The organism is Erythrobacter sp. WG, from assembly GCF_026586795.1.
GTDB lineage: Bacteria > Pseudomonadota > Alphaproteobacteria > Sphingomonadales > Sphingomonadaceae > Erythrobacter.
Window position 1 is genome coordinate 26,141 of record NZ_JAPFGY010000008.1, and the last position, 19,412, is coordinate 45,552.

The following is a 19,412-nucleotide window of genomic DNA, read 5'->3' on the forward strand; positions in this document are numbered from 1 at the left end:
AGAGCCGCAATGACTTACGTCGTCACCGAAGACTGCATCAAGTGCAAGTACACCGACTGCGTGGAAGTGTGCCCGGTCGACTGTTTCTACGAAGGCGAGAACATGCTGGTGATCAACCCCAGCGAATGCATCGATTGCGGCGTGTGCGAGCCGGAATGCCCGGCCGAGGCGATTCTCCCCGATACCGAGGACGGCCTCGAGAAGTGGCTGGAACTCAACACCAAATATTCCGCGATGTGGCCGAACATCACCAGCCAGAAGGCGCCGCCCGAGGATGCCGACGCGCATAAGGGCGAAAAGGGCAAGTTCGAGAAGTACTTCAGCGCCGAGCCGGGCGAAGGGGACTGAGTTTTCTGCTTATCTGCGGAGTTTTGCAACTCCGCAGGTTGCCTGCAACGAGCGACTCGCAATTTCGTCGCGGGCGTGTTATATAATGTCCCGACCGCGCCGGGCCGAGCCCCGCGCGCAGGCGTGAAAACCAGGAAGGCCCGACACCAGCAACCCCCCGACCGGACGTTCCGCACCCGGCGCTCGCCCCGTGAGGGGCCAGGGTCGCGCCGCCGGGTTCGTCGCCCCTCTCCCCGTTGCCTGGATCGGCCGATTGAAAGGACCTTGCATGGCAAGCACCGCTAACGCGTTCACCGTCGGCGATTATGTTGTCTACCCCAAGCACGGCGTTGGCCGGGTGGTCGAGCTCCAGCGCGAGGAAATCGCCGGGATGCAGCTTGAACTCTATGTCCTGCGGTTCGAAAAGGAGCGCATGACCCTGCGCGTCCCCGTCAACAAGGTCGAAGCGATCGGGATGCGCAAGCTGTCTTCCGACAAGACGCTGAAGCAGGCCATGGAAACGCTGAAGGGCAAGCCCAAGGTCAAGCGCACCATGTGGTCGCGCCGCGCGCAGGAATACGAAGCCAAGATCAACTCGGGCGACCTCGTGTCGATCGCCGAGGTGACCCGCGACCTGTTCCGCCCCGAGGACCAGCCCGAGCAGTCCTATTCGGAACGCCAGATCTTCGAAGCGGCGTCCTCGCGCCTCGCCCGCGAACTGGCGGCGATGGAGGAAACCGACGAGCCCACCGCGCTCGGCAAGATCCTCGACGTGCTGCGCGAGCACGCGCCGCAGTATTACGAGAACGCCGCCGAGGAAGGCTGAGCCCTCCACCAGCGTTGGATTACCGAAGGGCCGCTCCAACCGGGGCGGCCCTTTTCGTTTGCGCGGGCTTGCGAGGTGTATTACACAGACAATACGCCAAGGGAGAACCACCGCATGATCATCGCCCCCCAACGCCGCCTCGCCCCGCTCGCGCTGCTGGCGCTCGCCGCCACCCTCGCGGGATGCGATGGCGCGGATATCGAGATCAACGGCCAGAAGGGCGTGCCGCTCAGCGAGGTCGAGATCGCCGGTCCGCCGCCTTCGGAGATCATCCTGGGCTCGGGCGACACCGTGGTCGTCACCGAGGGCAACACTTTCGCCCTCAAGGTCGAAGGCGAGGACACCGATTCGCTGCGCTTCGTGCGCGATAGCGAGGTGATCGCCGTCACCCGCACAGACGGCTGGTCGGGCCGGAGCGACGCGGTGATCCGCATCACCATGCCCGCCCCCAAGGAGATCGTGATCGGCGGATCGGGCACGGTGAAGACCCCCGCCCTCGCCAGCACCGCATCGGTGAATATCGGCGGCAGCGGCACGGTCGAATTCGGACGCGTCGCCGCGGAGAAACTCGATATCAACATCGGCGGGAACGGCACGGTACAGGGCGCCGGCACGGCCAAGGCCCTTGAGGTGCTGATCGGCGGGAGCGGCAAGGTGATGATGCCGCAGCTCAAGGCCGACAAGGCCGAGGTCTCGATCGGCGGCAGCGGCGATGTCGCCTTCGCCTCGGACGGCACGGTCGAAGCCAATATCGGCGGCGCGGGCGATGTGCGGGTGACCGGCAACGCCAAGTGCACGGTCAACGCCTTCGGCTCGGGCACGCTCACCTGCGCGCCGGGCGGCGGTGCGACAAGCGGGGCGAGCGCGGCGATCCCGGCACCCGCCCCTGAGGGCAACTCCGCGCAATAGCATTTGCCTTCCGGCAAGTCCGGGGCGACAAGGGCGGCGTCATGCGCACCCTCCCAATCCTCGCCCTCGGGCTTGCTTCGCTTGCCCTCCAGGGCTGTCTCGCCAAGGCCGCCGTCGGTGCCGTAACGCTGCCGGTCAAGGCCGCCAGCCGCGGGATCGACCTTGCCACCACCAGCCAATCCGAAGCCGACGAGAAGCGCGGCCGCGAAATCCGCAAGCGCGAGGAACGCCTCGGCCAGCTCGGGCGCGACTATGACCGGGCGATGCGGCGCTGCCAGCAGGGCGATGCGCGGGCCTGCGACAGCGCCCGCGTGATCCGCGCCGAGATGGACGCGCTGATGCCGGGCGTCCCGGTCGAGCGCTAGGCGGCGGCGCGGCGCAGCCGGTCGTTGATCGCCCGGCCGACGCCGTGTTCGGGCACCGGCGCGACCGCGATGCGCGGCTGAGGCGCACGCGCGGCTTCGTGAAGGCAGGCGTAGAGGCGGGATGCGGCTTCACTCAGAACCCCGCCTGCCGATAACGTGCAATCGCCTTCGACCGGCCCGAACCCGATCAGGAACTCGCCCGGCTCGGCGTCCAGCGCATCGAGCCGCACTGGCTTGCCGGGGGCGTAGTGGCTGGCGAGCTGGCCGGGGGCTTCGATCCTCGATCCTGCAGCCTCCGCTTGCCGCGGGTATGGCGTGTCCCGGTAATGCCGGTGCAAGGCATCCAGATCGACCGGCCCCGGCCTCAGCTCTCGCCAGGTCCCGTCGCGTCCTATGGCCAGAATGGTCGATTCCACACCCGCCTCGGTCGGGCCGGCATCGAGCACCATGTCGATCCGGCCGTCGAGCGAGGCGAGCACGTGCTCGGCGGTGGTCGGGCTGATGAAGCCGCTGCGGTTGGCCGAGGGCGCGGCCAGCGGAAAGTCGATCCGCTCCAGCAGCGCGCGCATGACCGGATGCGCAGGCGCGCGCAGGGCGACGGTCGGCAGGCCGGCCGTCACCGCTTCGGCAAGATCGGCATGATCCTTCCTCGGCAGGACGAAGGTCAGGGGCCCCGGCCAGACCAGTTCCGCAAGGAGTTCGGCATCGGGGAGCCAATCGACATACCGCTCGGCCTGCTCCACCCCGCGCACATGGACGATCAGCGGGTTGAAGTCGGGCCTGCCCTTTGCGGCATAAATCCGCGCCACCGCCTCGGCGCTGTCGGCGCGCGCCGCAAGGCCGTAGACCGTCTCGGTCGGCACTGCCACGAGCCCGCCCGATTCGAGGATTCGCGCCGCTGCGGCGATCCCTGCGACGTCCGCCAGCCGCACTTCCGTAACGTTCTTGCCGCTCATGGTCCGGCGCTATATTCGTTTGCCCGCCCTGCCAAGTGCGCCGGGCCTTCCCCTGATCCGAGGACCCTTTCCCAGTGACCCCCTTCACCCCGCCGACCGCCGACCAGCTGCTCGCCATCCGCGTCAACGCCGGGATCGACGAGCTCGCCGCAACCGAGCGCTTCGCCCATGCCGAGCCCGATCTGGTCGAGGCGATCGTCGAGGGCGTGGGCCAATTCGCCGCCGGGGAATTCGCGCCCCTGAACCGCGTCGGCGACCTTGAAGGCGCGAGGCTGGAGAACGGGGTGGTGCGCCTGCCCGACGGCTTCGCCGCCGCCTACAAGGCCTATGTCGAGCAGGGCTGGAACGCCATCGCCTCCCCGGCGGCACACGGCGGTCAGGGCCTGCCCTTCACCCTCGCCTGCAACGTGCTCGAAAACCTGGGCGCCGCGAACATGGCCTTCACCCTCCTGCCGATGCTGAGCGTCGGTGCGATCGAGGCGCTGGAGCACCACGGTTCCCCCGCCCAGCAGGCGATGTATCTGCCCAAACTGGTGAGCGGTGAATGGTCGGGGACCATGAACCTCACCGAACCCGCCGCCGGGAGCGATGTCGGTGCGCTGCGTTCGACGGCGGAACCCATCGAGACAGGCGAACACGCAGGCAAATACAAGATCACCGGCCAGAAGATCTACATCACCTGGGGCGAGCACGACCTTGCCGAGAACATCATCCACCTCGTGCTGGCGCGCCTCCCCGGCGCACCCGAGGGTTCGCGCGGGATCAGCCTGTTCGTGGTGCCCAAGTATCACGTGACCGCCGACGGCAGCCTCGGGCCGAAGAACGACCTCAGGTGCGTCAGCCTCGAGCACAAGCTCGGCATCAACGCCTCGCCCACCTGCGTGATGAGCTACGGCGACAACGGCGAATGCATCGGCGAGCTGGTCGGCCAGCCCAACAAGGGCCTCGCCGCGATGTTCACAATGATGAACAACGCACGCATCAATGTCGGCAACCAGGGCGCGCAGATCGCCGAGCGGGCGACCCAGCAGGCGCTCGCCTATGCGCGCGATCGGGTGCAGTCGGCGCGTGCGGGCTCGCCCGACAAGACCCCCGTCGCGATCATCGAGCACCCCGACGTGCGCCGCATGATCCTGCGCATGAAGGCGCTGACCGAAGGCGTGCGCGCGCTGCTCTACTACTGCGCCGGGCAGGTCGACCGCGGCAACCTCGGCGACGAGGCGGCACGAGCGCGGGGCGAGATCGTGGTGCCCCTGATCAAGGCGTGGGGCACGGATGTGGGCGTGGAAGTCTCGGGCCTCGGCATCCAGATCCACGGCGGCATGGGCTTCGTCGAGGAAACCGGCGCCGCCCAGCACTGGCGGGATTCGCGCATCGCCCCGATCTACGAAGGCACCAACGGCATCCAGGCCGCCGACCTCGTGACCCGCAAGCTCGGGCTCGAGAGCGGCGAGGCGATGGTCGCGCTGTTCGACACCATCGCCCGCGAGACTGCCGACGAATTCGCCCTTTCGGCCCTCGCGCGGGACTGCGGCAATGTCGCGCGGTGGATGCGTGACGATGCCAGCCTCGACGATCGTCTGGCCGGCAGCGTGCCCTTCTGCACGATGGCGGCGGTGTGCGTGGCCGGGTGGCAGCTGACGAAGCAGGCGGCGGCGGTCAAGGCCGGCGCGGCGCCCGAACTCGCTGCGACCAAGCCGGTGACGGTGCGCTTCTTCCTCGACCGGATCGTACCCGAGGCCGCGGGCCTCAAGGCTGGCGCCGTCGCGGGCGCAGACCTGCTTTACGCGCTCCCCGCAGAAGCGCTGGTCGGCTGACGTGAACGGGGAGGCGCTGGAGCGGATCGCAGCCGCGCTCGAGCGGCTCGCGCCCCCGCCCGCAGCCCCGACCGACTGGCTCGCCGCCCCCGCCTATGTCTGGGAAGGCGAGCGCGCGCGGCCGGTGCCGGTGCTCGACGCGCTGCCCTTGCGCGCGCTCCACGGGATCGACGCGCAGGCCCGCGCGGTGCGCGACAATTGCGGTCGGCTCGCACAGGGCACGGCGGCGCACGATATGCTGCTGTGGGGCGCGCGCGGCATGGGCAAGTCGGCGCTGGTGCGCGCCGCGGTGGCCGATGTGCAGGCGGCGGGCGGCGCGCTGGCGCTGGTGCAGCTCGCCCCCGGCACGCTCCCGACCTTTCCAGCGCTGGTCGCCGCGCTGGCGGAGCAAAGCCGTGCCTTCCTCCTCTTCATCGACGACCTCGGTTTCGGCGCCGACGGGCGCGCGGAGATGCTGGCCTTGCGCAGCCTCCTCGACGGCGGGGTGAGCCCCCGCCCCGCGCACATCCGCCTCGCGGTGACCGCCAATCGGCGCGCCATCGTCACGCGCGAGGACACGTCGGCGGCGCTTCACGAACGCGACGAGCGCGACGATGCGCTGGCGCTCGCCGACCGCTTCGGCCTGACGCTCGGTTTCCATCCGGCGGATCAGGACATCTACCTCGCGATCCTCGACGGCTACCTCGCCCCGCTGGGCATCGCCTTCGATGCCGAGGAGGCGCTGGCCTTCGCCATCCAGCGCGGCAACCGTTCCGGCCGCACCGCGCTGCAATTCGCGACCGAAATCGCCGGGCGCGCGGGCCTCGCGCTCTAGTTGACGCTCTGCCCCGCCTGTCGGCGCAGGTAATCGGCCTCGAACTCGGCGCGGGGGTCCTTCAGCGCGCGGGGCGGAAGCCGCTCGCCTTCGAGCCGCGCGATGGCCGGCGCGGGCGCGGCGGAGGGTGAACGCACCCGCCAGACGATCCCAGCGGTATCGTCGGTCACCAGCAGCGCACCGTCCTGCGCCCAGCCCACCCAGGTGGGACGGCCGCGGGTGGTCCCGTCCTCCTTGAGGAAGCCGGTCAGCACCGGCTTGGGCTTGCCGACCGGATTGCCGCGCGCGTCGAAATCGACGAACACCACGTCATAGCCCGAGGGCGGCTTGCGGTTCCACGAGCCGTGGCGGGCGATGAAGGCCCCGCCGCTGAAGCCCGCACCCATCCGGTCGCCCTCCTTCGAGAACACCATGCCCAGCGCCGCGACGTGCGGGCCGAGCGCATATTCAGGCTTGCGCACGTACTCCATCAGGAACTGCGGCATCGGTGCCTTCACCCGGCGATCAATATTGGTGCGGTAATAGACCCACGGCCAGCCATACTGCGCGCCGACGGGCACGTTGGTGAGGTAATCCGGGACGAGGTCGCTGCCGAGCATATCGCGCTCGTTCACGGTGGTCCAAAGCTCGCCCGACCAGGGGTTGAAATCGAGCCCGTTGGGATTGCGCAGCCCCACCCCGAACTGGCGCGGGCGGCCGGCGGCGAGATCATATTCCCAGATCATCGCCCGACCTTCCTCGGCCTCCATCCCGTTGTCGCCGACATTGCTGACCGAGCCGACCGCGACGTAGAGCTTGGTCCCGTCGGGCGAGAGCACGATGTTGCGCATCCAGTGTCCGCCGCCGCCCGGCAGGTCCATCAGCTTGCGAGGGCCGCCGCCGACCCGGTCGCTGCCGAGCTGGTAGGGAAAGGCGAGCAGGGCATTGTGATTGGCGACGTAGAGCGTGCCGTCCTTCCACGCGAGGCCCGAGGGCGAGGACAGGCCGTCGCTGGCGATCACCTTGCGCGTTTCCGCTGTCCCGTTGCCATCGGCATCGCGCAGCAGCACGATCTGGTTGGGCGAGGGGCCGGTCGCGCCCGCCTTCGAGAGCAGCCGGTCGGCCACCCAGGCGGTGATCCTGGCCATGATCCCGCCGCCTGCGTTGTCGTCCTTGGGCGCGCGGGTGAGGCTCACCAGCACGTCGCCGTTGGGCAGGGTGACGAGCGTGCGCGGATGGTCCAGCCCCTCGGCGAAGCGCGTGACCTCGAGACCCTCTGCCGCGACCGGCGCCTCGCCCGCCTGCCAGCCGACCGGCTCGGCGATCTGCACCGTCGGGAAGCGTTCCGTCTTGGCCTTCTGCAACACCGGATCGGTCCCGGCGACCTCCTCGACCGAAAGTTCGGCGGTGTTGCCGCGCGAGAGATAGAAGAATGCGCCCCCGGCGATCACGAGGAACACGACGAGAGCGATTGCGATCTTGCGGAAAATGGCCATGTGGGACGAGATAAGCCCGGCCCGTCCCGGCGGCAACCGGGTAGCGATGAAAGGCGACAGCCCCCGATGTACGATTTCATGCCCGCCGCCCAATCCGCCGCGGCGGACCTCTACCGCGACCTCCTCGCCGCCGCCGATGCCCTGACCGCAGGCGAGCCCGATGCCGTCGCCAACATGGCCAATGTCGCGGCGTTGCTGTGGGAGTTCCTGCCGGACCTCAACTGGGCGGGCTTCTACCGGGTCGGACCCGCCAAGGCCGGCGGCGCTGAGGAACTGGTGCTCGGGCCCTTCGTGGGTCGCCCGGCGTGCATCCGCATCCCCTTCGGCACCGGCGTGTGCGGGACCGCGGCGCAAAGTCGCGCCACGCAACTTGTCGCCGACGTCCACGCCTTCCCCGGCCACATCGCCTGCGATGCGGCAAGCGCCAGCGAACTCGTCGTCCCGGTGCTGCGCGACGGCGCGGTGATTGCGGTGATCGACCTCGACAGCCCCACCCCCGCGCGCTTCACCGCCGAGGACGCGGCCGGCATCGAGGCGCTCGCCACCATGCTCGCCGCGCGTATCTGACCCCAAACGGGACAATCCTGCGCGCGCCGCTTGGGCGCCGGGTGGAGTCGATGGTAAGCTTTCGCTAACCATCGACTCCACCCGGCTGATCTGAGGGGAATCACGCTCATGCCCACCCGTTTGCCGACCCTGCCGCTGGCCGCGCTCGCCCTCGCCGTTCCGGCGTTCGCCCAGGCGCAGAGCTATCCCTTGGCACCGCCGCTCCCGCCGATGAGCGATGCCGAGGTGCGCGCCCTGCCGCAGGATATGCGCAGCGCGCCCATCGCGGCCTTTGAGGATGAAACGCGCACGGTGGTCGACGGGGTGGAGACCATCACCCGCACCCGCCGCATCGATTCGCCCCGCCCGGCCCCGGCCCCGCAAGGTTATGCCCAGGGATATCCGCAGGGTTACACGCAGGGCTATGCCCAACCCGCCGCAGTCGGCGGCTACTACGGCGGTGCCCCCGCGGTGTTCGAGCGCCAGCAGTGGATCGACGAATGCCGCAGCCGCACCCGCGGCCGCAGCCGCAACGATACCGGGCTCATCATCGGCGGGCTGCTCGGCGCGATCGGCGGGGGCTTTGCCGGCAACGCCATCGCGGGCGCAGGCGACAAGGTGCTCGGCACGGTCCTCGGCGTCGGGGGCGGCGGGCTGATCGGGGGCCTGATCGGCAGCCTGTTCGACGGCGGCCGCAAGAGGAGCCTCTATGACTGCGAGGCCGCGCTCGACAGCTACCTGTCTGCCTACGGCACGCCCGCCCCGCGCATCGCGAGCCGCGAGATCGCCTATCCGGGCGGCTACTACGCCGCGCCGGCCTTCGGCTACGGCTACCCGCAGGGCTATTCCTACGGCTACAGCTACGCCCCGCCGCCGCAGATGGTGCTGGTGCCGGTCCGCACCGAGGTGCAGCAGCAGGTGGTGGTGCGCGAAAACGAGCGCTACGAGAGCTACACCGTCCCCGGCGCCGAGCGCACGATCCCGGCGCCCTCGCCGAAGATGATCAAGCTCCCCTCGGGCAAGATGATCAAGAACCGCTAGGTTTTTCCGAAACTTGGCCTCACCCGGTGGGGCCAAAGAGAAGCCCCGCACGGTCAGGCGACAGTGCGGGGCTTCTTTATGCCGGCGTTCGGCAGGTGCGCGGCGGCGGCGTCAGATCTCGCCGCCGGTGAGGCGCTGGCACACCAGGTCGAGCTGGTCGAGCGTGGTGTAGCGGATCGTGATCGTCCCCTTGCGCGGATCGACCTCGGGCTTGATCCGCACCGACAGGCCGAGAAACTCCTCGAGATGCTGCTGCACGGCGAGGATATCGGCGTGCTCGGCCGGCAGGTAGGGCGCGTCCTTGGGCCCCTCGGCGGGCTTGCCCGGCTTGCGGGTCAGGGTCTCGATATCGCGCACCGAGAGCCCTTCGGCGACCGCGACCTCCGCCAGTTCCAGCGCATCGTCCCGCCCGATCAGCGCGCGCGCGTGGCCGACCGTCAATCCGCCCTGCTCGATCAGGTCCAGCACCCGCTCGGGCAGCGACATCAGCCGCATCACGTTGGCGACATGGCTGCGCGACTTCTCGACCATCTTGGCGATATCGACCTGGATCATCCCCTCCTCCTCGGAGAGACGGTGATAGGCGCGCGCTTCCTCGACCGGCGAAAGGTCCTCGCGCTGGAGGTTCTCGATCAGCGCCAGCGCCGTCACCTCGCGATCGGAGAGGTTGCGGACCAGTGCCGGGATCTCGTGCAGCCGCGCCTTCTGCGCCGCCCGCCAGCGCCGCTCCCCGGCGACGAGCTGGAAGCCGCTGCCCTCCGGATGCGGGCGGACGATAATCGGCTGGATCACGCCGCGCGTGGCGATCGACGCGGCCAGTTCGGCGAGCGCGGTCTCGTCGAAATATTTGCGCGGGTTGCCGGGCAGCGGCTTGATCGTCGCGATGGCGAGCATCCGGAGCGGCGAGCTGCCGTCCGCCGGCGCCTCGCCCGGCTCGTCGCGGCGTACCAGCGGTTCCTCCCGCCGGGTTTCTCCGAGCAGCGCGCCGAGCCCCTTGCCGAGCCGCCGCGGCTTGTCCGCCGCACCGCGCGAAATGGAAGCATTTTCAGTGACTTCAGTGCTATTCTCGGTCATGCCGCCTGTCTTTCTGCGGGAAATCGCCCGATCAGCTCGCGCGCGAGGGCCATATAGGCGCGGCTGCCGGTGCAGTGCTGGTCGTAGATCAGCGCCGGGAGCCCGTGGCTCGGCGCCTCGGACAGGCGCACGTTGCGCGGGATCACGGTTTCGAACACCAGCTTGCCGAGGCAGTCGCGCACATCGTCCGACACCTGGTCGGTCAGGCGGTTGCGCCGGTCGTACATGGTCAGCGCCACGCCGATGATGCCGAGATCCGGGTTGAAGCGCTGCTGCACCTGATCGACCGTCTGGAGCAGCTGGCTGAGGCCCTCCAGCGCGAAGAACTCGCATTGCAGCGGCACCAGCAGGGTATCGGCGGCGCACAGGGCGTTCAAGGTCAGCAGGCCCAGCGAGGGCGGGCAGTCGATGAAGCAGATGTCGTGCCCGGTGTAGCCGGTCAGCGCCTTGTCGAGGCGGTGCGTGCGCCCTTCGACCGCCACCAGCTCGACCTCGGCCCCCGACAGGTCCACCGTCGCGGGGACGATATCGAGCTTCGGGATGGACGAACGCATGATCGCGCTCTCCAGCGTGATCTCGTCGACGAGCAGGTCATAGCTCGATACCTCGCGGCTCGCGGCGTGCACCCCCAGCCCAGTGGAGGCGTTGCCCTGCGGATCGAGGTCGATAAGCAGGGTTCGCCACCCCGTCGCGGCCATCGCCGTGGCGATGTTGATCGCGGTGGTGGTCTTGCCCACCCCGCCCTTCTGGTTGGCTATCGCGATGGTCAGCATGGTCTTGCCCGTCCTTCCCTGCGCCCACCTGCCGGTTTGCGCGTGCTTCGCGTGTCCGTTACGCCTTCACGATGATCCCCGCGTCGGAATCGGTCAAGGAATGTTTCACGTGAAACATTGCCCGAATCGAAGGCTTCAAGCTCTCCAACTCCTGCGCCGCCGAGCGCCCCTTGGGCAACACGTAGACCGTGCCCCTTGTGGAGAAGGGTGCGGATAGCTCGAGAAGCTTGGGGAGCGGCGCGAAGGCGCGTGCCGAAATGGCCCGCGCCGGGAAGGCGGCAACCCGCTCCAGACGCTGCCCCTCGACCCGGCACTTCGGCAAGCCGAGCGCCTCTATGGCGCGGTTCAGGAAGTCAACCCTACGGGCGCGGGACTCGACCAGCACCACCGGCATTCTCGGGCAAAGCGCGGCGATGACGAGGCCGGGAAAGCCTGGGCCGCTGCCGAGATCGAGCCACGGGCCTCCGGCGTTAGGACCCAATGTTTCACGTGAAACATTTTCGAGAAGCTGCGCGGAGTCCGCAATGTGGCGCTGCCAGAGGTGCGGCTCGGTGGCCTTGGCGATGAGGTTCTGGCGCTGGTTCTCGTCCAGCACCAGCGCGGCGAAGGTGTCGAGCCTCGCCATCCCCTCGGCATCGGTCAGCCCGGCGACATAGGCGCGGGCCTCCTCCTCGGTCCGGATCACGCCGCCTGCTGCCCGTCGGAAATCCGGCGCCGGGCGTGGACGAGGAGCGCGGAGAGCGCTGCCGGCGTGACCCCCGGCACCCGCCCCGCTGCGGCCAAGGTGCCCGGTGCCGCCTTGGTCAGACGCTCGACCATCTCGTTCGAGAGGCCCGGCACCACGCCATAGGGGAAGTCCGCGGCCAGCGGCAGCGCCTCGCTGGCGCGCAGATCGCGGAGCTCGGCATCCTGCCGGGCAAGATAGGGCGCATAGGCGGCGTCTTCCGCCAGCTCGTCCGCCAAGGCCGGATCGCTGGCGGCCAACTCGCCGAGCCACGGCGCGAGTGCATCGGGCGTGACTCCGTCGAAGCGGAGCCACTCGGCCAGCGTCTTTACCCCGTGATCGTGGCGCACCGGGAGGCCGAGATCGGCAAGCTCCCGCGCGTGGATCCGCTCCGAATGTTTCACGTGAAACATTTCCCGCAAAGCCTCGCGCCGCTCCCACCAGGCGCGCCGCTCATCGCCAATGCACCCTGCGGCGATGCCCAGACCCGTCAGTCGGGTCGCGGCATTGTTGGCCCGCAGGCGCAGACGGTATTCCGCACGCGCGGTGAGCATCCGGTAAGGCTCGGTCACGCCCTGCAAGGTCAGGTCGTCGACCATCACCGCGATGTAGCTGTTCGCGCGGTCGAGCACGGGCGCCGCCTTGCCCAGCGCCGCCGCCGCAGCTTCAAGCCCCGCGACCAGCCCCTGCGCCGCTGCCTCCTCGTAGCCGGTGGTGCCGTTGATCTGCCCGGCACAATAGAGCCCGGGGATCGCTCGCAGCTGCAAGTCCGGCGTGAGGGCGCGCGGGTCGATGTGGTCATATTCCACCGCATAGCCCGGCTGCACGATCCGCACCGCCTCGCAGCCCGGCATGGTCCGCACCACCGTCTCCTGCACGTCCACCGGGAGCGAAGTGCTGATCCCGTTGGGATAGACGATATGCGTGTCGAGACCCTCGGGCTCGAGGAAGACCTGATGCCCCTCCCGGTCGCCAAAGCGGTGGATCTTGTCCTCGATCGACGGGCAGTAGCGCGGCCCTGCCGCCGCGATCGCGCCGGAGAACAGGGGCGAGCGGTGGAGGTTGGCACGGATCGCGTCGTGCCCGGCGTGGGTGGTGCGGGTGATGGCACAGAACACCTGCGGGTTCAGGCGGCGCGCCGTCAGCGGCGACATGGTCCAGCCCTCGTCGTCGGAGGGCTGTTCCTCGAGCGCGGCCCAATCGATGGTCCGCCCGTCGAGCCGCGGCGGGGTGCCGGTCTTGAGCCGCGCCATGGGCAGGTCCGCGCCGCGCAGCTGTGCTGCGAGGCGCTTGGCGGCGTTCTCGCCGATGCGCCCGCCTTCGAATCGCTCTTCACCGCGGTAGAGAATGCCGCCGAGAAAGGTCCCGGTGCACAGCACCACCCGCCCCGCACCTAGGATCGTGCCGTCCGCCAATGCGAGCCCGGCGACCCGTCCGCCCTCCAGCACCAGCGCGGCGGCTTCGCCCTGCACCAGCGTGAGGTTCTGCTGCGAGCGGACCGTCTGCTGCACGGCCGCCTTGAACCGGACCCGATCGGCCTGAACGCGCGGGCCCCACACGGCGCTCCCCTTCGAGCGGTTGAGCATCCGGTAATGGATCGCCCCGGCATCTGCCGCGCGTCCGATCACCCCGTCCAGCGCATCAACCTCGCGCACGAGGTGGCCCTTGCCAAGACCGCCGATCGCCGGGTTGCAGCTCATCGCGCCGATGGCGGCGAGGTCGAAACTGACGAGCGCGGTGCGCGCGCCCATCCGCGCGGCGCCGCAAGCCGCTTCCACCCCGGCGTGCCCGCCGCCGACAACGATGACATCGAAATTCGCCATGACGGCCGCCAGATAGGGGCCAGAACCGCAATCGTCAAAGCTGTTTGGGTCTGGTTCTCGGGCTAGAATGTTTCACGTGAAACATTGGGGTCGGACTGGGAGCCAATGTTTCACGTGAAACATTGAGGCCAGATCCAGAGCCATGTTTCACGTGAAACATTGGCCGCAACGACGCGCTTCACTTCCCGATGCAGAACCGCCCGAACAGCGCGTCGAGCATATCCTCTGTCGTCGCCCTGCCGACCAGTCGATCAAGCGCCAACCTTGCGCGGCGCAGTTCCTCGGCGACCAGCAGGGGATCGGAAAGGCGCTCCGCCGCCGCCAGCGCCTCGGCCACTTCCGCAAGGCGCGCGTGCTGGCGCGCGTTCAGTGCCGCCTCTCCGGGCTTCGGCAACCCCTGACGCGCGGCCGCAACCAGTGCTTGCTTGAGCATCGGCACACCAGCCCTGGTGATCGCCGATACCACGAAGCGTGCGCTGCTCTTCGGGTGGATTGCAGCACGATCGGCCTGTGCCGCGATCTCCCACGCACTCTCCGGTCCCTCCCCTTCGGGGCCAAGCCAGAGGATCACATCCGCCCGCGCCAGGGCCCCGCGGGCCCGGCCGATGCCGATCGCCTCGATCGGATCGGCGGCCTCCTCATCCCTCAGGCCAGCGGTATCGACGAAGGTGAACGGCACTCCGCCAATCGCAACGGAGCGCTCGATCACGTCGCGGGTCGTGCCGGCAATCGGCGAGGTGATCGCCGCCTCGCTGTCGACCAGAGCGTTGAAGAGGGTCGACTTGCCGGCATTCGGCGGGCCCGCAAGAACCACGCGAAAGCCCTCGCCCAGCCGCTCGGAACGAGGGCGGGCAAGCCATTCGCTCAACTCTTCCTTGAGGGCAGCAATGTTCCACGTGAAACATTCGGGCAGATCGGCAGCGTCCTCCTCGTCGGAGAAATCGAGCACCCCCTCGACCTCCGCGGAGAGCGCCAGCACCCGCTCCCGCCAGGCCTCCACCTGCCGCGACAGGGCGCCGCCGGCATTGACGAGGGCCGCGGCCCTTTGCCATTCGGTCTCGGCGGCGAGCAGATCGCCCAGACCCTCGGCCTCGGCAAGATCGATGCGGCCATTGGCAAAGGCGCGGCGGGTGAATTCCCCGGGCTCGGCGCGGCGCAAACCGGGCAGCGCCGCCAGCGCAGCCTCGACGGCCGCGATGACTGCCCTGCCCCCATGGCAGTGGAACTCGGTGAGGTCCTCACCCGTCGCCGTGTTCGGGCCGGGAAACCACAGCACCAGCGCCTCGTCGAGCGGGGCTCCGCTCGCGTCGCTCAGCCGCGCCAGTGATGCGCGGCGCGGTGCGGGCACCCGCCCGGCAAGCGCCAGCAACGCCGAATAGGCGGCCGGGCCCGACACGCGGATTACCCCCACGCCGGCCGGCGGCGCGCCGCTCGACAGCGCGAAGATGGTCGGCGTCTGCGGCATTCGTGCCTATTCGGAGGGCTTGCTTCCGGACGCCGCCTTCATCCCGCCTTCCACGAAGCTCTGGAACAGCTTGAGCCCAACCTGCCCCATCGGGGCGAGCGCGGTTGCATATTGCTGAAGCTGGGTCGGGTCCGAGACCCCGCGCATCGCCTTGGCGATGTTCTCGACATAGACGCTGTTGGCGGCGCTCACGTCGGGCAGGCCCATGAAGCTGCGCGCCTCCTCGGGGGTGCACTCGATCTCGATGTTGATCTTCATGGTGGCGGTCTCCTCTCGCTTGCCTCTCCATTTGCGCTTGGCAGGCGGGCAAGGCAAGCGATAGGCTCCCGGGCAGGATCGAACACTGCAAAGAGAGATCGCCATGAGCCTCAACGAAACCATCCCCACCCTCGCCGGCGATGCCAGCTTCGGCGCCTATGTCGCTCGCCCGGAGGGCACACCGCGCGCGGCGATCATCGTCATTCAGGAGATCTTCGGGGTGAACCCGGGCATCCGCCGCAAGTGTGACAAGCTGGCCGCCGAGGGCTATCTCGCGGTCGCTCCGGACCTGTTCTGGCGGCTCGAGCCGGGCATCGTGCTCGATCCCGACGTGGAGAGCGAGTTCCAGCGCGCGCTCGGCCTGTTCGGCGAGTTCGACCAGGACGCCGGAATTCGCGACATCGAGGCGACCATCCACCACATCCGCCGCACCCTCGGCGTCGCCAAGGTCGGCTGCGTCGGCTACTGCCTCGGCGGGCGCCTCGCCTACATGACCGCAGCGCGCACCGATATCGATGCCTCGGTGGGCTATTACGGCGTCGGGATCGACGGGCTGCTGCACGAGAAGCACGCGATCGCTCATCCGCTGATGCTGCACATCCCGACCGCGGACGGCTTTGTTCCACGTGAAACACAAGCAGCGATGCACGAGGGTCTGGACGATCACCCCAAGGTGACGCTCCACGATTACGAGGGCCTCGACCACGGCTTTGCCACCGAGATGGGCGAGCGCCGCCGGGAGGAGGCCGCCAACCTCGCCGACAGCCGCACCGCGGCCTTCTTCGCCGAGCACCTCGAGTGAGGAGCGCCGCGCTCGCCCTCGCCGTCTTGGCTGCGCCGCTGACCGCGCAGGGACCGCAGCCGCCGCAGCCGGTGCTCGCCAGCGGGGAGAGCCTCGAGGTGATTGTGCGCGCTGACTTCAATGCGGATGGCCGCGCTGACCTCGCTTATGTCGCTGCCGGGGAGGAGCGCCGCGAGCTGCGCGTGGTGACCACCTATCGCAACCAGTTCGAGGTTGGCGAGAACATTCCGCAGGTGCTGGCGCTCGATGCCTACCACCTCGCGCCGGCCGAGCTGACGGCCAAGGGCAACGTGCTGGTGCTGCGCGATCTGACCGGCGGTACTACGGCGGTCGCCTCCACCCACCGCTTCCGATGGGACGCGAAGATGAGCGCCATGCGGCTGATCGGGCTCGACGCGACGCTCTACAGCCGGACCTTCGCGCACGACGGGCGCGAGGCGAGCTGGAACCTGCTGACCGGCGCTCTCGTCACCCGCACGCTGAAGCTGAACAAGGGCAGCGGCGATCAGGCCTATGACACAGTTGCCGAGCGCACATCGAAGAAGCCGAGCCCGCCGCTGCCGCTGGAAGCTTCGCCCGGTGGCGACGCGCTGCTCGGCTGGCCCGGCGGGAAATGAGGGAGGAGCCGATGAACACGGCGCAAGCAGGCCTCGCCCGCTGGCACAGCTACATGGACAGCGCCGGTGACCCGGAGGCGCTCTCGGCGCTGCTGGCAGAGGACGCGGTGTTCCACTCGCCCGTGGTGCATACCCCGCAGGTCGGCAAGCGCGTGGTGATGGCCTATCTGCTCGCCGCCGCGAAGGTGCTCGGAAACGACAGCTTCCGCTATGTCCGCGAGCTGGTCGATGGCGACGAGATGATGCTGGAGTTCGTCACCGAACTGGACGGCATCGCGGTCAACGGGGTCGACATCATTCGCTGGAACAAAGATGGAACAATTGCCGATTTCAAAGTGATGGTGCGCCCGCTCAAGGCCGTCAACAAGGTGTGGGAGGTGATGGCGGCGCAGCTTCAGGCGATGAAGGGCTAGAGCCGGGCGCGCAGGAACCGCAGGCGTTCTTCCACCGGCACCAAGGGCAGATCCTCGACCGTGTAGCCATAGCGCTTCCAGGCGGCGGTAACGGCCCTGTCGCTCTCCACCGCCTCGTCCCAGGTCTGGATGCGCTCCGGGTCCGTCCGGTAGATCTCCTGCCAGGCGGGTGCACGCAGCACGGGTCCATTGTAGCGGACTGTGCGGCAGACCCGATCAATCTCGGGCGGAATGGCCAGTCCCAGCACGTCGAGAAAGCCCGCGACATCGGGAAAGCCGCGATCGAAGACGACGGGTCCGGCCCGGTCGCGCACCGCCTCGTATTCGGCCCGGTGGGCGGCAATCATCGCCGCGGCGAAACCGAGCGGATCATCCGCGCGCAAGGCCATTCCGCCGGGCGCCCGCAGCAAGGTCCGCGCGACCTCCGGCGATGTCGCCAGGCCGGACCTTTCCGCTGCAGCAAGAAGCGTCGTCTTGCCCGCCCCTGGCGCTCCGGTGAGGACCAGATGGCGCGGGCCGGGCATGGTCAGTTCAGCAGCGCGAAGTTCACGATCATCTTGCGCACTTCGGGGTCCAGTCCCCCGGGCAGGTCGCGTTCGAGCATCTCGCGGCGGGTGCCGGTGCTTTCGGTGATCATCACCCGCTTCATCGCCCAGTCCGGGCAGGTGCGCGCGGAAACGCTGCGGCGATCCAGCACCGATACGCCGGTGTGGCGTGGATCGGCGGTGATCCGCTCCATCAGCGCGGCGACCACCTCAGGCTCCCCCTCCAGCAATTGGAGGAAGTTGCGGCCGTTGAACAACAGCAGGCCGGTGATCCCCAGCGCAGGGTTGTTGCGTGCGCTCGCTGCAAGGATCGCGTCCACCTCGTCGCGCGGCAGGCTCGGCGCGGTGCTGATGTAGAGATACTGGGTAAGCACGTCGTCCCGTCCCGATCAGCCCTTGGCGCCGGCCGATCCCGCAGCCGGCGCAAGCGGCAAGCTATTGATTCATCGTTGCGAAGAAATCTTCGTTGGTCTTGGAGTCCTTCATCTTGTCGAGCAGGAACTCCATGGCGTCTACGGTGCCCATCTGCATCAGGATGCGGCGCAGCACCCACATCTTGGAGAGGTTGTCCTTCTGGACGAGCAGTTCTTCCTTGCGGGTGCCGGACTTGCCGACGTCCAGCGCCGGGAAGATGCGCTTGTCGGAGACCTTGCGGTCGAGCACGATTTCCGAGTTGCCGGTGCCCTTGAACTCTTCGAAGATCACCTCGTCCATGCGGCTGCCGGTGTCGATCAGCGCGGTGGCGATGATCGAGAGCGAGCCGCCTTCCTCGATGTTGCGCGCCGCACCGAAGAAGCGTTTGGGCCGCTGGAGGGCATTCGCGTCCACACCGCCGGTCAGCACCTTGCCCGAGGACGGCACGACGGTGTTGTAGGCGCGGCCGAGGCGGGTGATCGAATCGAGCAGGATGACGACGTCATGCTTGTGCTCGACGAGGCGCTTCGCTTTCTCGATCACCATTTCGGCGACCTGGACGTGGCGGTTGGCGGGCTCGTCGAAGGTCGAGGAGATCACCTCGCCCTTCACGCTGCGCTGCATATCGGTGACTTCCTCGGGGCGTTCATCGACCAGCAGGACGATCAGGAACACTTCCGGGTGGTTGTCGGTGATCGCCTTGGCGATGTTCTGGAGCAGCACGGTCTTGCCGGTGCGCGGCGGGGCGACGATCAGCGCGCGCTGGCCCTTGCCCTGCGGGGCGATGATGTCGATCACCCGTGCGCTCTTGTCCTTCACCGTCGGATCGAGCGTGTCGAGCGTGAGCTTCTGGTCGGGGTAGAGCGGCGTCAGGTTGTCGAAATTGGTGCGCAGGCGCACCGCGTCGGGGTCGTCGAAATTGACCTTGGCGAGGCTGGTCAACGCGAAATAGCGCTCCCCATCGCGCGGCGCGCGGATCTCGCCTTCGACGGTGTCGCCGGTGCGCAGGCCCCAGCGGCGGACCTGGTTGGGCGAGACGTAGATATCGTCCGGGCCGGCCAGATAATTGGCTTCGGGAGAGCGCAGGAAGCCGAAGCCGTCCTGGAGCACTTCGATGGTGCCGATGCCCATGATCGGCTCCTCGTATTCCTCGTCCTCGGCGAGTTCGCGCAGGATCGAAAACAGCAAGTCCTGCCGGCGCATGGTCGAGGCGCCCTCGACGCCCAGCTCTTCCGCCATCGCGACCAGTTCGGCCGGGGTCTTTCGCTTGAGGTCCTTGAGATGCATAGATTTTTTCCGAAAGTCAGGAGTGGCCGGATGGTCAGTACCGTTCGGGAAAACGGCGCCCCGAATTGTGCGGGGCTGGGCTTGGAGAAAGCAGACCTTGGCGCGTGTGCATGACGCAGCCGTTACCGGATAGGTGGCCCG

The 19,412-nt window shown here is 68.5% G+C and carries 22 protein-coding genes; 11 read left to right on the forward strand and 11 right to left on the reverse strand.

Translation table 11 applies throughout. The annotated features are described in order from the left end of the window. Window positions 1-9 precede the first annotated feature (9 nt). The 4 genes from fdxA (at window position 10) to OPU67_RS05855 (ending at window position 2,427) form a co-directional block, all read left to right on the forward strand. Window positions 10-348 (forward strand): ferredoxin FdxA, encoded by a 339-nt coding sequence (fdxA, locus tag OPU67_RS05840; protein WP_267618301.1) that lies wholly within the window; start codon window positions 10-12, stop codon window positions 346-348. 268 nt (window positions 349-616) lie between these two features. Continuing rightward, window positions 617-1,153 (forward strand): CarD family transcriptional regulator, encoded by a 537-nt coding sequence (locus OPU67_RS05845; protein WP_267618304.1) that lies wholly within the window; start codon window positions 617-619, stop codon window positions 1,151-1,153. 114 nt (window positions 1,154-1,267) lie between these two features. After that, window positions 1,268-2,062 (forward strand): GIN domain-containing protein, encoded by a 795-nt coding sequence (locus OPU67_RS05850; protein WP_267618305.1) that lies wholly within the window; start codon window positions 1,268-1,270, stop codon window positions 2,060-2,062. Window positions 2,063-2,103: 41 nt separating this feature from the next. Then, on the forward strand, window positions 2,104-2,427 hold the full coding sequence (locus OPU67_RS05855) for a hypothetical protein (RefSeq protein WP_267618307.1): 324 nt from the start codon (window positions 2,104-2,106) through the stop codon (window positions 2,425-2,427). Here the strand turns inward: OPU67_RS05855 and OPU67_RS05860 are convergent. Continuing rightward, window positions 2,424-3,383, reverse strand: a complete 960-nt coding sequence (locus tag OPU67_RS05860) for an L-threonylcarbamoyladenylate synthase (protein ID WP_267618309.1) — start codon at window positions 3,381-3,383, stop codon at window positions 2,424-2,426. The two genes, OPU67_RS05855 and OPU67_RS05860, sit on opposite strands and share 4 nt — an antisense overlap. A gap of 74 nt (window positions 3,384-3,457) precedes the next feature. Here OPU67_RS05860 and OPU67_RS05865 point away from each other — a divergent pair, with 74 nt between their 5' ends. Then, entirely contained in the window at window positions 3,458-5,200 is a 1,743-nt protein-coding gene (locus OPU67_RS05865) for an acyl-CoA dehydrogenase (RefSeq protein WP_267618311.1), read from the forward strand. A 1-nt stretch (window position 5,201) separates the two neighbouring features. Next, complete coding sequence (locus tag OPU67_RS05870) at window positions 5,202-6,014, forward strand: DUF815 domain-containing protein (RefSeq protein ID WP_267618313.1); 813 nt, start codon at window positions 5,202-5,204, stop codon at window positions 6,012-6,014. Here OPU67_RS05870 and OPU67_RS05875 read toward each other — a convergent pair. Beyond that, entirely contained in the window at window positions 6,011-7,489 is a 1,479-nt protein-coding gene (locus OPU67_RS05875) for a PQQ-dependent sugar dehydrogenase (protein ID WP_267618314.1), read from the reverse strand. The genes OPU67_RS05870 and OPU67_RS05875 overlap by 4 nt on opposite strands. A gap of 66 nt (window positions 7,490-7,555) precedes the next feature. Here OPU67_RS05875 and OPU67_RS05880 point away from each other — a divergent pair, with 66 nt between their 5' ends. Further along, window positions 7,556-8,056, forward strand: coding sequence for a GAF domain-containing protein (locus OPU67_RS05880; RefSeq protein ID WP_267618316.1), 501 nt, complete (start codon window positions 7,556-7,558; stop codon window positions 8,054-8,056). Window positions 8,057-8,164: 108 nt separating this feature from the next. Beyond that, entirely contained in the window at window positions 8,165-9,076 is a 912-nt protein-coding gene (locus tag OPU67_RS05885; protein WP_267618317.1) for a hypothetical protein, read from the forward strand. A 111-nt stretch (window positions 9,077-9,187) separates the two neighbouring features. On the opposite strand, the gene OPU67_RS05890 is transcribed toward OPU67_RS05885, so the two are convergent. The 6 genes from OPU67_RS05890 to OPU67_RS05915 form a co-directional block, all read right to left on the reverse strand. Next, window positions 9,188-10,150, reverse strand: coding sequence for a ParB/RepB/Spo0J family partition protein (locus OPU67_RS05890; RefSeq protein WP_267618318.1), 963 nt, complete (start codon window positions 10,148-10,150; stop codon window positions 9,188-9,190). Next, on the reverse strand, window positions 10,147-10,923 hold the full coding sequence (locus OPU67_RS05895) for a ParA family protein (RefSeq protein ID WP_267618319.1): 777 nt from the start codon (window positions 10,921-10,923) through the stop codon (window positions 10,147-10,149). Before OPU67_RS05895 ends, OPU67_RS05890 begins: the two co-directional genes overlap by 4 nt. 58 nt (window positions 10,924-10,981) lie before the next feature. After that, window positions 10,982-11,608, reverse strand: a complete 627-nt coding sequence (gene rsmG / locus OPU67_RS05900; protein ID WP_267618321.1) for a 16S rRNA (guanine(527)-N(7))-methyltransferase RsmG — start codon at window positions 11,606-11,608, stop codon at window positions 10,982-10,984. Next, on the reverse strand, window positions 11,605-13,470 hold the full coding sequence (gene mnmG, locus OPU67_RS05905) for a tRNA uridine-5-carboxymethylaminomethyl(34) synthesis enzyme MnmG (protein ID WP_267618323.1): 1,866 nt from the start codon (window positions 13,468-13,470) through the stop codon (window positions 11,605-11,607). The genes rsmG and mnmG overlap by 4 nt, the downstream gene beginning before the upstream one ends. A 178-nt stretch (window positions 13,471-13,648) precedes the next feature. Continuing rightward, complete coding sequence (gene mnmE / locus OPU67_RS05910; protein WP_267618324.1) at window positions 13,649-14,935, reverse strand: tRNA uridine-5-carboxymethylaminomethyl(34) synthesis GTPase MnmE; 1,287 nt, start codon at window positions 14,933-14,935, stop codon at window positions 13,649-13,651. 6 nt (window positions 14,936-14,941) lie between these two features. Then, entirely contained in the window at window positions 14,942-15,193 is a 252-nt protein-coding gene (locus OPU67_RS05915) for a DUF6489 family protein (protein ID WP_267618325.1), read from the reverse strand. Between the two features lie 103 nt (window positions 15,194-15,296). Between OPU67_RS05915 and OPU67_RS05920 the strand changes: the two genes are divergently transcribed. From OPU67_RS05920 to OPU67_RS05930, 3 genes are read left to right on the forward strand one after another with little or no spacing between them, the layout of a single operon-like run. After that, window positions 15,297-15,995 carry a dienelactone hydrolase family protein gene (locus OPU67_RS05920; RefSeq protein WP_267618326.1) on the forward strand — a complete coding sequence of 233 codons (699 nt, stop codon included), beginning with the start codon at window positions 15,297-15,299 and terminating at the stop codon, window positions 15,993-15,995. Beyond that, window positions 15,992-16,612, forward strand: coding sequence for a hypothetical protein (locus tag OPU67_RS05925; RefSeq protein ID WP_267618327.1), 621 nt, complete (start codon window positions 15,992-15,994; stop codon window positions 16,610-16,612). Before OPU67_RS05920 ends, OPU67_RS05925 begins: the two co-directional genes overlap by 4 nt. 11 nt (window positions 16,613-16,623) lie before the next feature. After that, entirely contained in the window at window positions 16,624-17,025 is a 402-nt protein-coding gene (locus tag OPU67_RS05930; protein ID WP_267618328.1) for a nuclear transport factor 2 family protein, read from the forward strand. Here the strand turns inward: OPU67_RS05930 and OPU67_RS05935 are convergent. The 3 genes from OPU67_RS05935 to rho form a co-directional block, all read right to left on the reverse strand. Then, window positions 17,022-17,549, reverse strand: coding sequence for an AAA family ATPase (locus tag OPU67_RS05935; protein WP_267618329.1), 528 nt, complete (start codon window positions 17,547-17,549; stop codon window positions 17,022-17,024). The two genes, OPU67_RS05930 and OPU67_RS05935, sit on opposite strands and share 4 nt — an antisense overlap. Window positions 17,550-17,551: 2 nt before the next feature. After that, the gene (locus tag OPU67_RS05940; protein ID WP_267618330.1) at window positions 17,552-17,944 is read right to left on the reverse strand and encodes a BLUF domain-containing protein; all 393 of its coding nucleotides are present in this window, start codon (window positions 17,942-17,944) and stop codon (window positions 17,552-17,554) included. Between the two features lie 61 nt (window positions 17,945-18,005). Further along, window positions 18,006-19,271 (reverse strand): transcription termination factor Rho, encoded by a 1,266-nt coding sequence (gene rho / locus OPU67_RS05945; RefSeq protein ID WP_267618331.1) that lies wholly within the window; start codon window positions 19,269-19,271, stop codon window positions 18,006-18,008. Window positions 19,272-19,412 lie beyond the last annotated feature (141 nt).

What these genes read in the sequence shown, in the direction of transcription:
- OPU67_RS05930 (WP_267618328.1), top strand. Translation starts at nt 16,624, where the DNA reads ATGAACACGGCGCAAGCAGGCCTCGCCCGCTGGCACAGCTACATGGAC.
- rho (WP_267618331.1), bottom strand. Translation starts at nt 19,271, where the DNA reads ATGCATCTCAAGGACCTCAAGCGAAAGACCCCGGCCGAACTGGTCGCG.
- mnmG (WP_267618323.1), bottom strand. Translation starts at nt 13,470, where the DNA reads ATGGCGAATTTCGATGTCATCGTTGTCGGCGGCGGGCACGCCGGGGTG.
- OPU67_RS05935 (WP_267618329.1), bottom strand. Translation starts at nt 17,549, where the DNA reads ATGCCCGGCCCGCGCCATCTGGTCCTCACCGGAGCGCCAGGGGCGGGC.
- mnmE (WP_267618324.1), bottom strand. Translation starts at nt 14,935, where the DNA reads ATGCCGCAGACGCCGACCATCTTCGCGCTGTCGAGCGGCGCGCCGCCG.
- OPU67_RS05880 (WP_267618316.1), top strand. Translation starts at nt 7,556, where the DNA reads ATGTACGATTTCATGCCCGCCGCCCAATCCGCCGCGGCGGACCTCTAC.
- OPU67_RS05890 (WP_267618318.1), bottom strand. Translation starts at nt 10,150, where the DNA reads ATGACCGAGAATAGCACTGAAGTCACTGAAAATGCTTCCATTTCGCGC.
- OPU67_RS05920 (WP_267618326.1), top strand. Translation starts at nt 15,297, where the DNA reads ATGAGCCTCAACGAAACCATCCCCACCCTCGCCGGCGATGCCAGCTTC.
- OPU67_RS05875 (WP_267618314.1), bottom strand. Translation starts at nt 7,489, where the DNA reads ATGGCCATTTTCCGCAAGATCGCAATCGCTCTCGTCGTGTTCCTCGTG.
- OPU67_RS05860 (WP_267618309.1), bottom strand. Translation starts at nt 3,383, where the DNA reads ATGAGCGGCAAGAACGTTACGGAAGTGCGGCTGGCGGACGTCGCAGGG.
- OPU67_RS05915 (WP_267618325.1), bottom strand. Translation starts at nt 15,193, where the DNA reads ATGAAGATCAACATCGAGATCGAGTGCACCCCCGAGGAGGCGCGCAGC.
- OPU67_RS05855 (WP_267618307.1), top strand. Translation starts at nt 2,104, where the DNA reads ATGCGCACCCTCCCAATCCTCGCCCTCGGGCTTGCTTCGCTTGCCCTC.
- OPU67_RS05885 (WP_267618317.1), top strand. Translation starts at nt 8,165, where the DNA reads ATGCCCACCCGTTTGCCGACCCTGCCGCTGGCCGCGCTCGCCCTCGCC.
- fdxA (WP_267618301.1), top strand. Translation starts at nt 10, where the DNA reads ATGACTTACGTCGTCACCGAAGACTGCATCAAGTGCAAGTACACCGAC.
- OPU67_RS05845 (WP_267618304.1), top strand. Translation starts at nt 617, where the DNA reads ATGGCAAGCACCGCTAACGCGTTCACCGTCGGCGATTATGTTGTCTAC.
- OPU67_RS05895 (WP_267618319.1), bottom strand. Translation starts at nt 10,923, where the DNA reads ATGCTGACCATCGCGATAGCCAACCAGAAGGGCGGGGTGGGCAAGACC.
- OPU67_RS05850 (WP_267618305.1), top strand. Translation starts at nt 1,268, where the DNA reads ATGATCATCGCCCCCCAACGCCGCCTCGCCCCGCTCGCGCTGCTGGCG.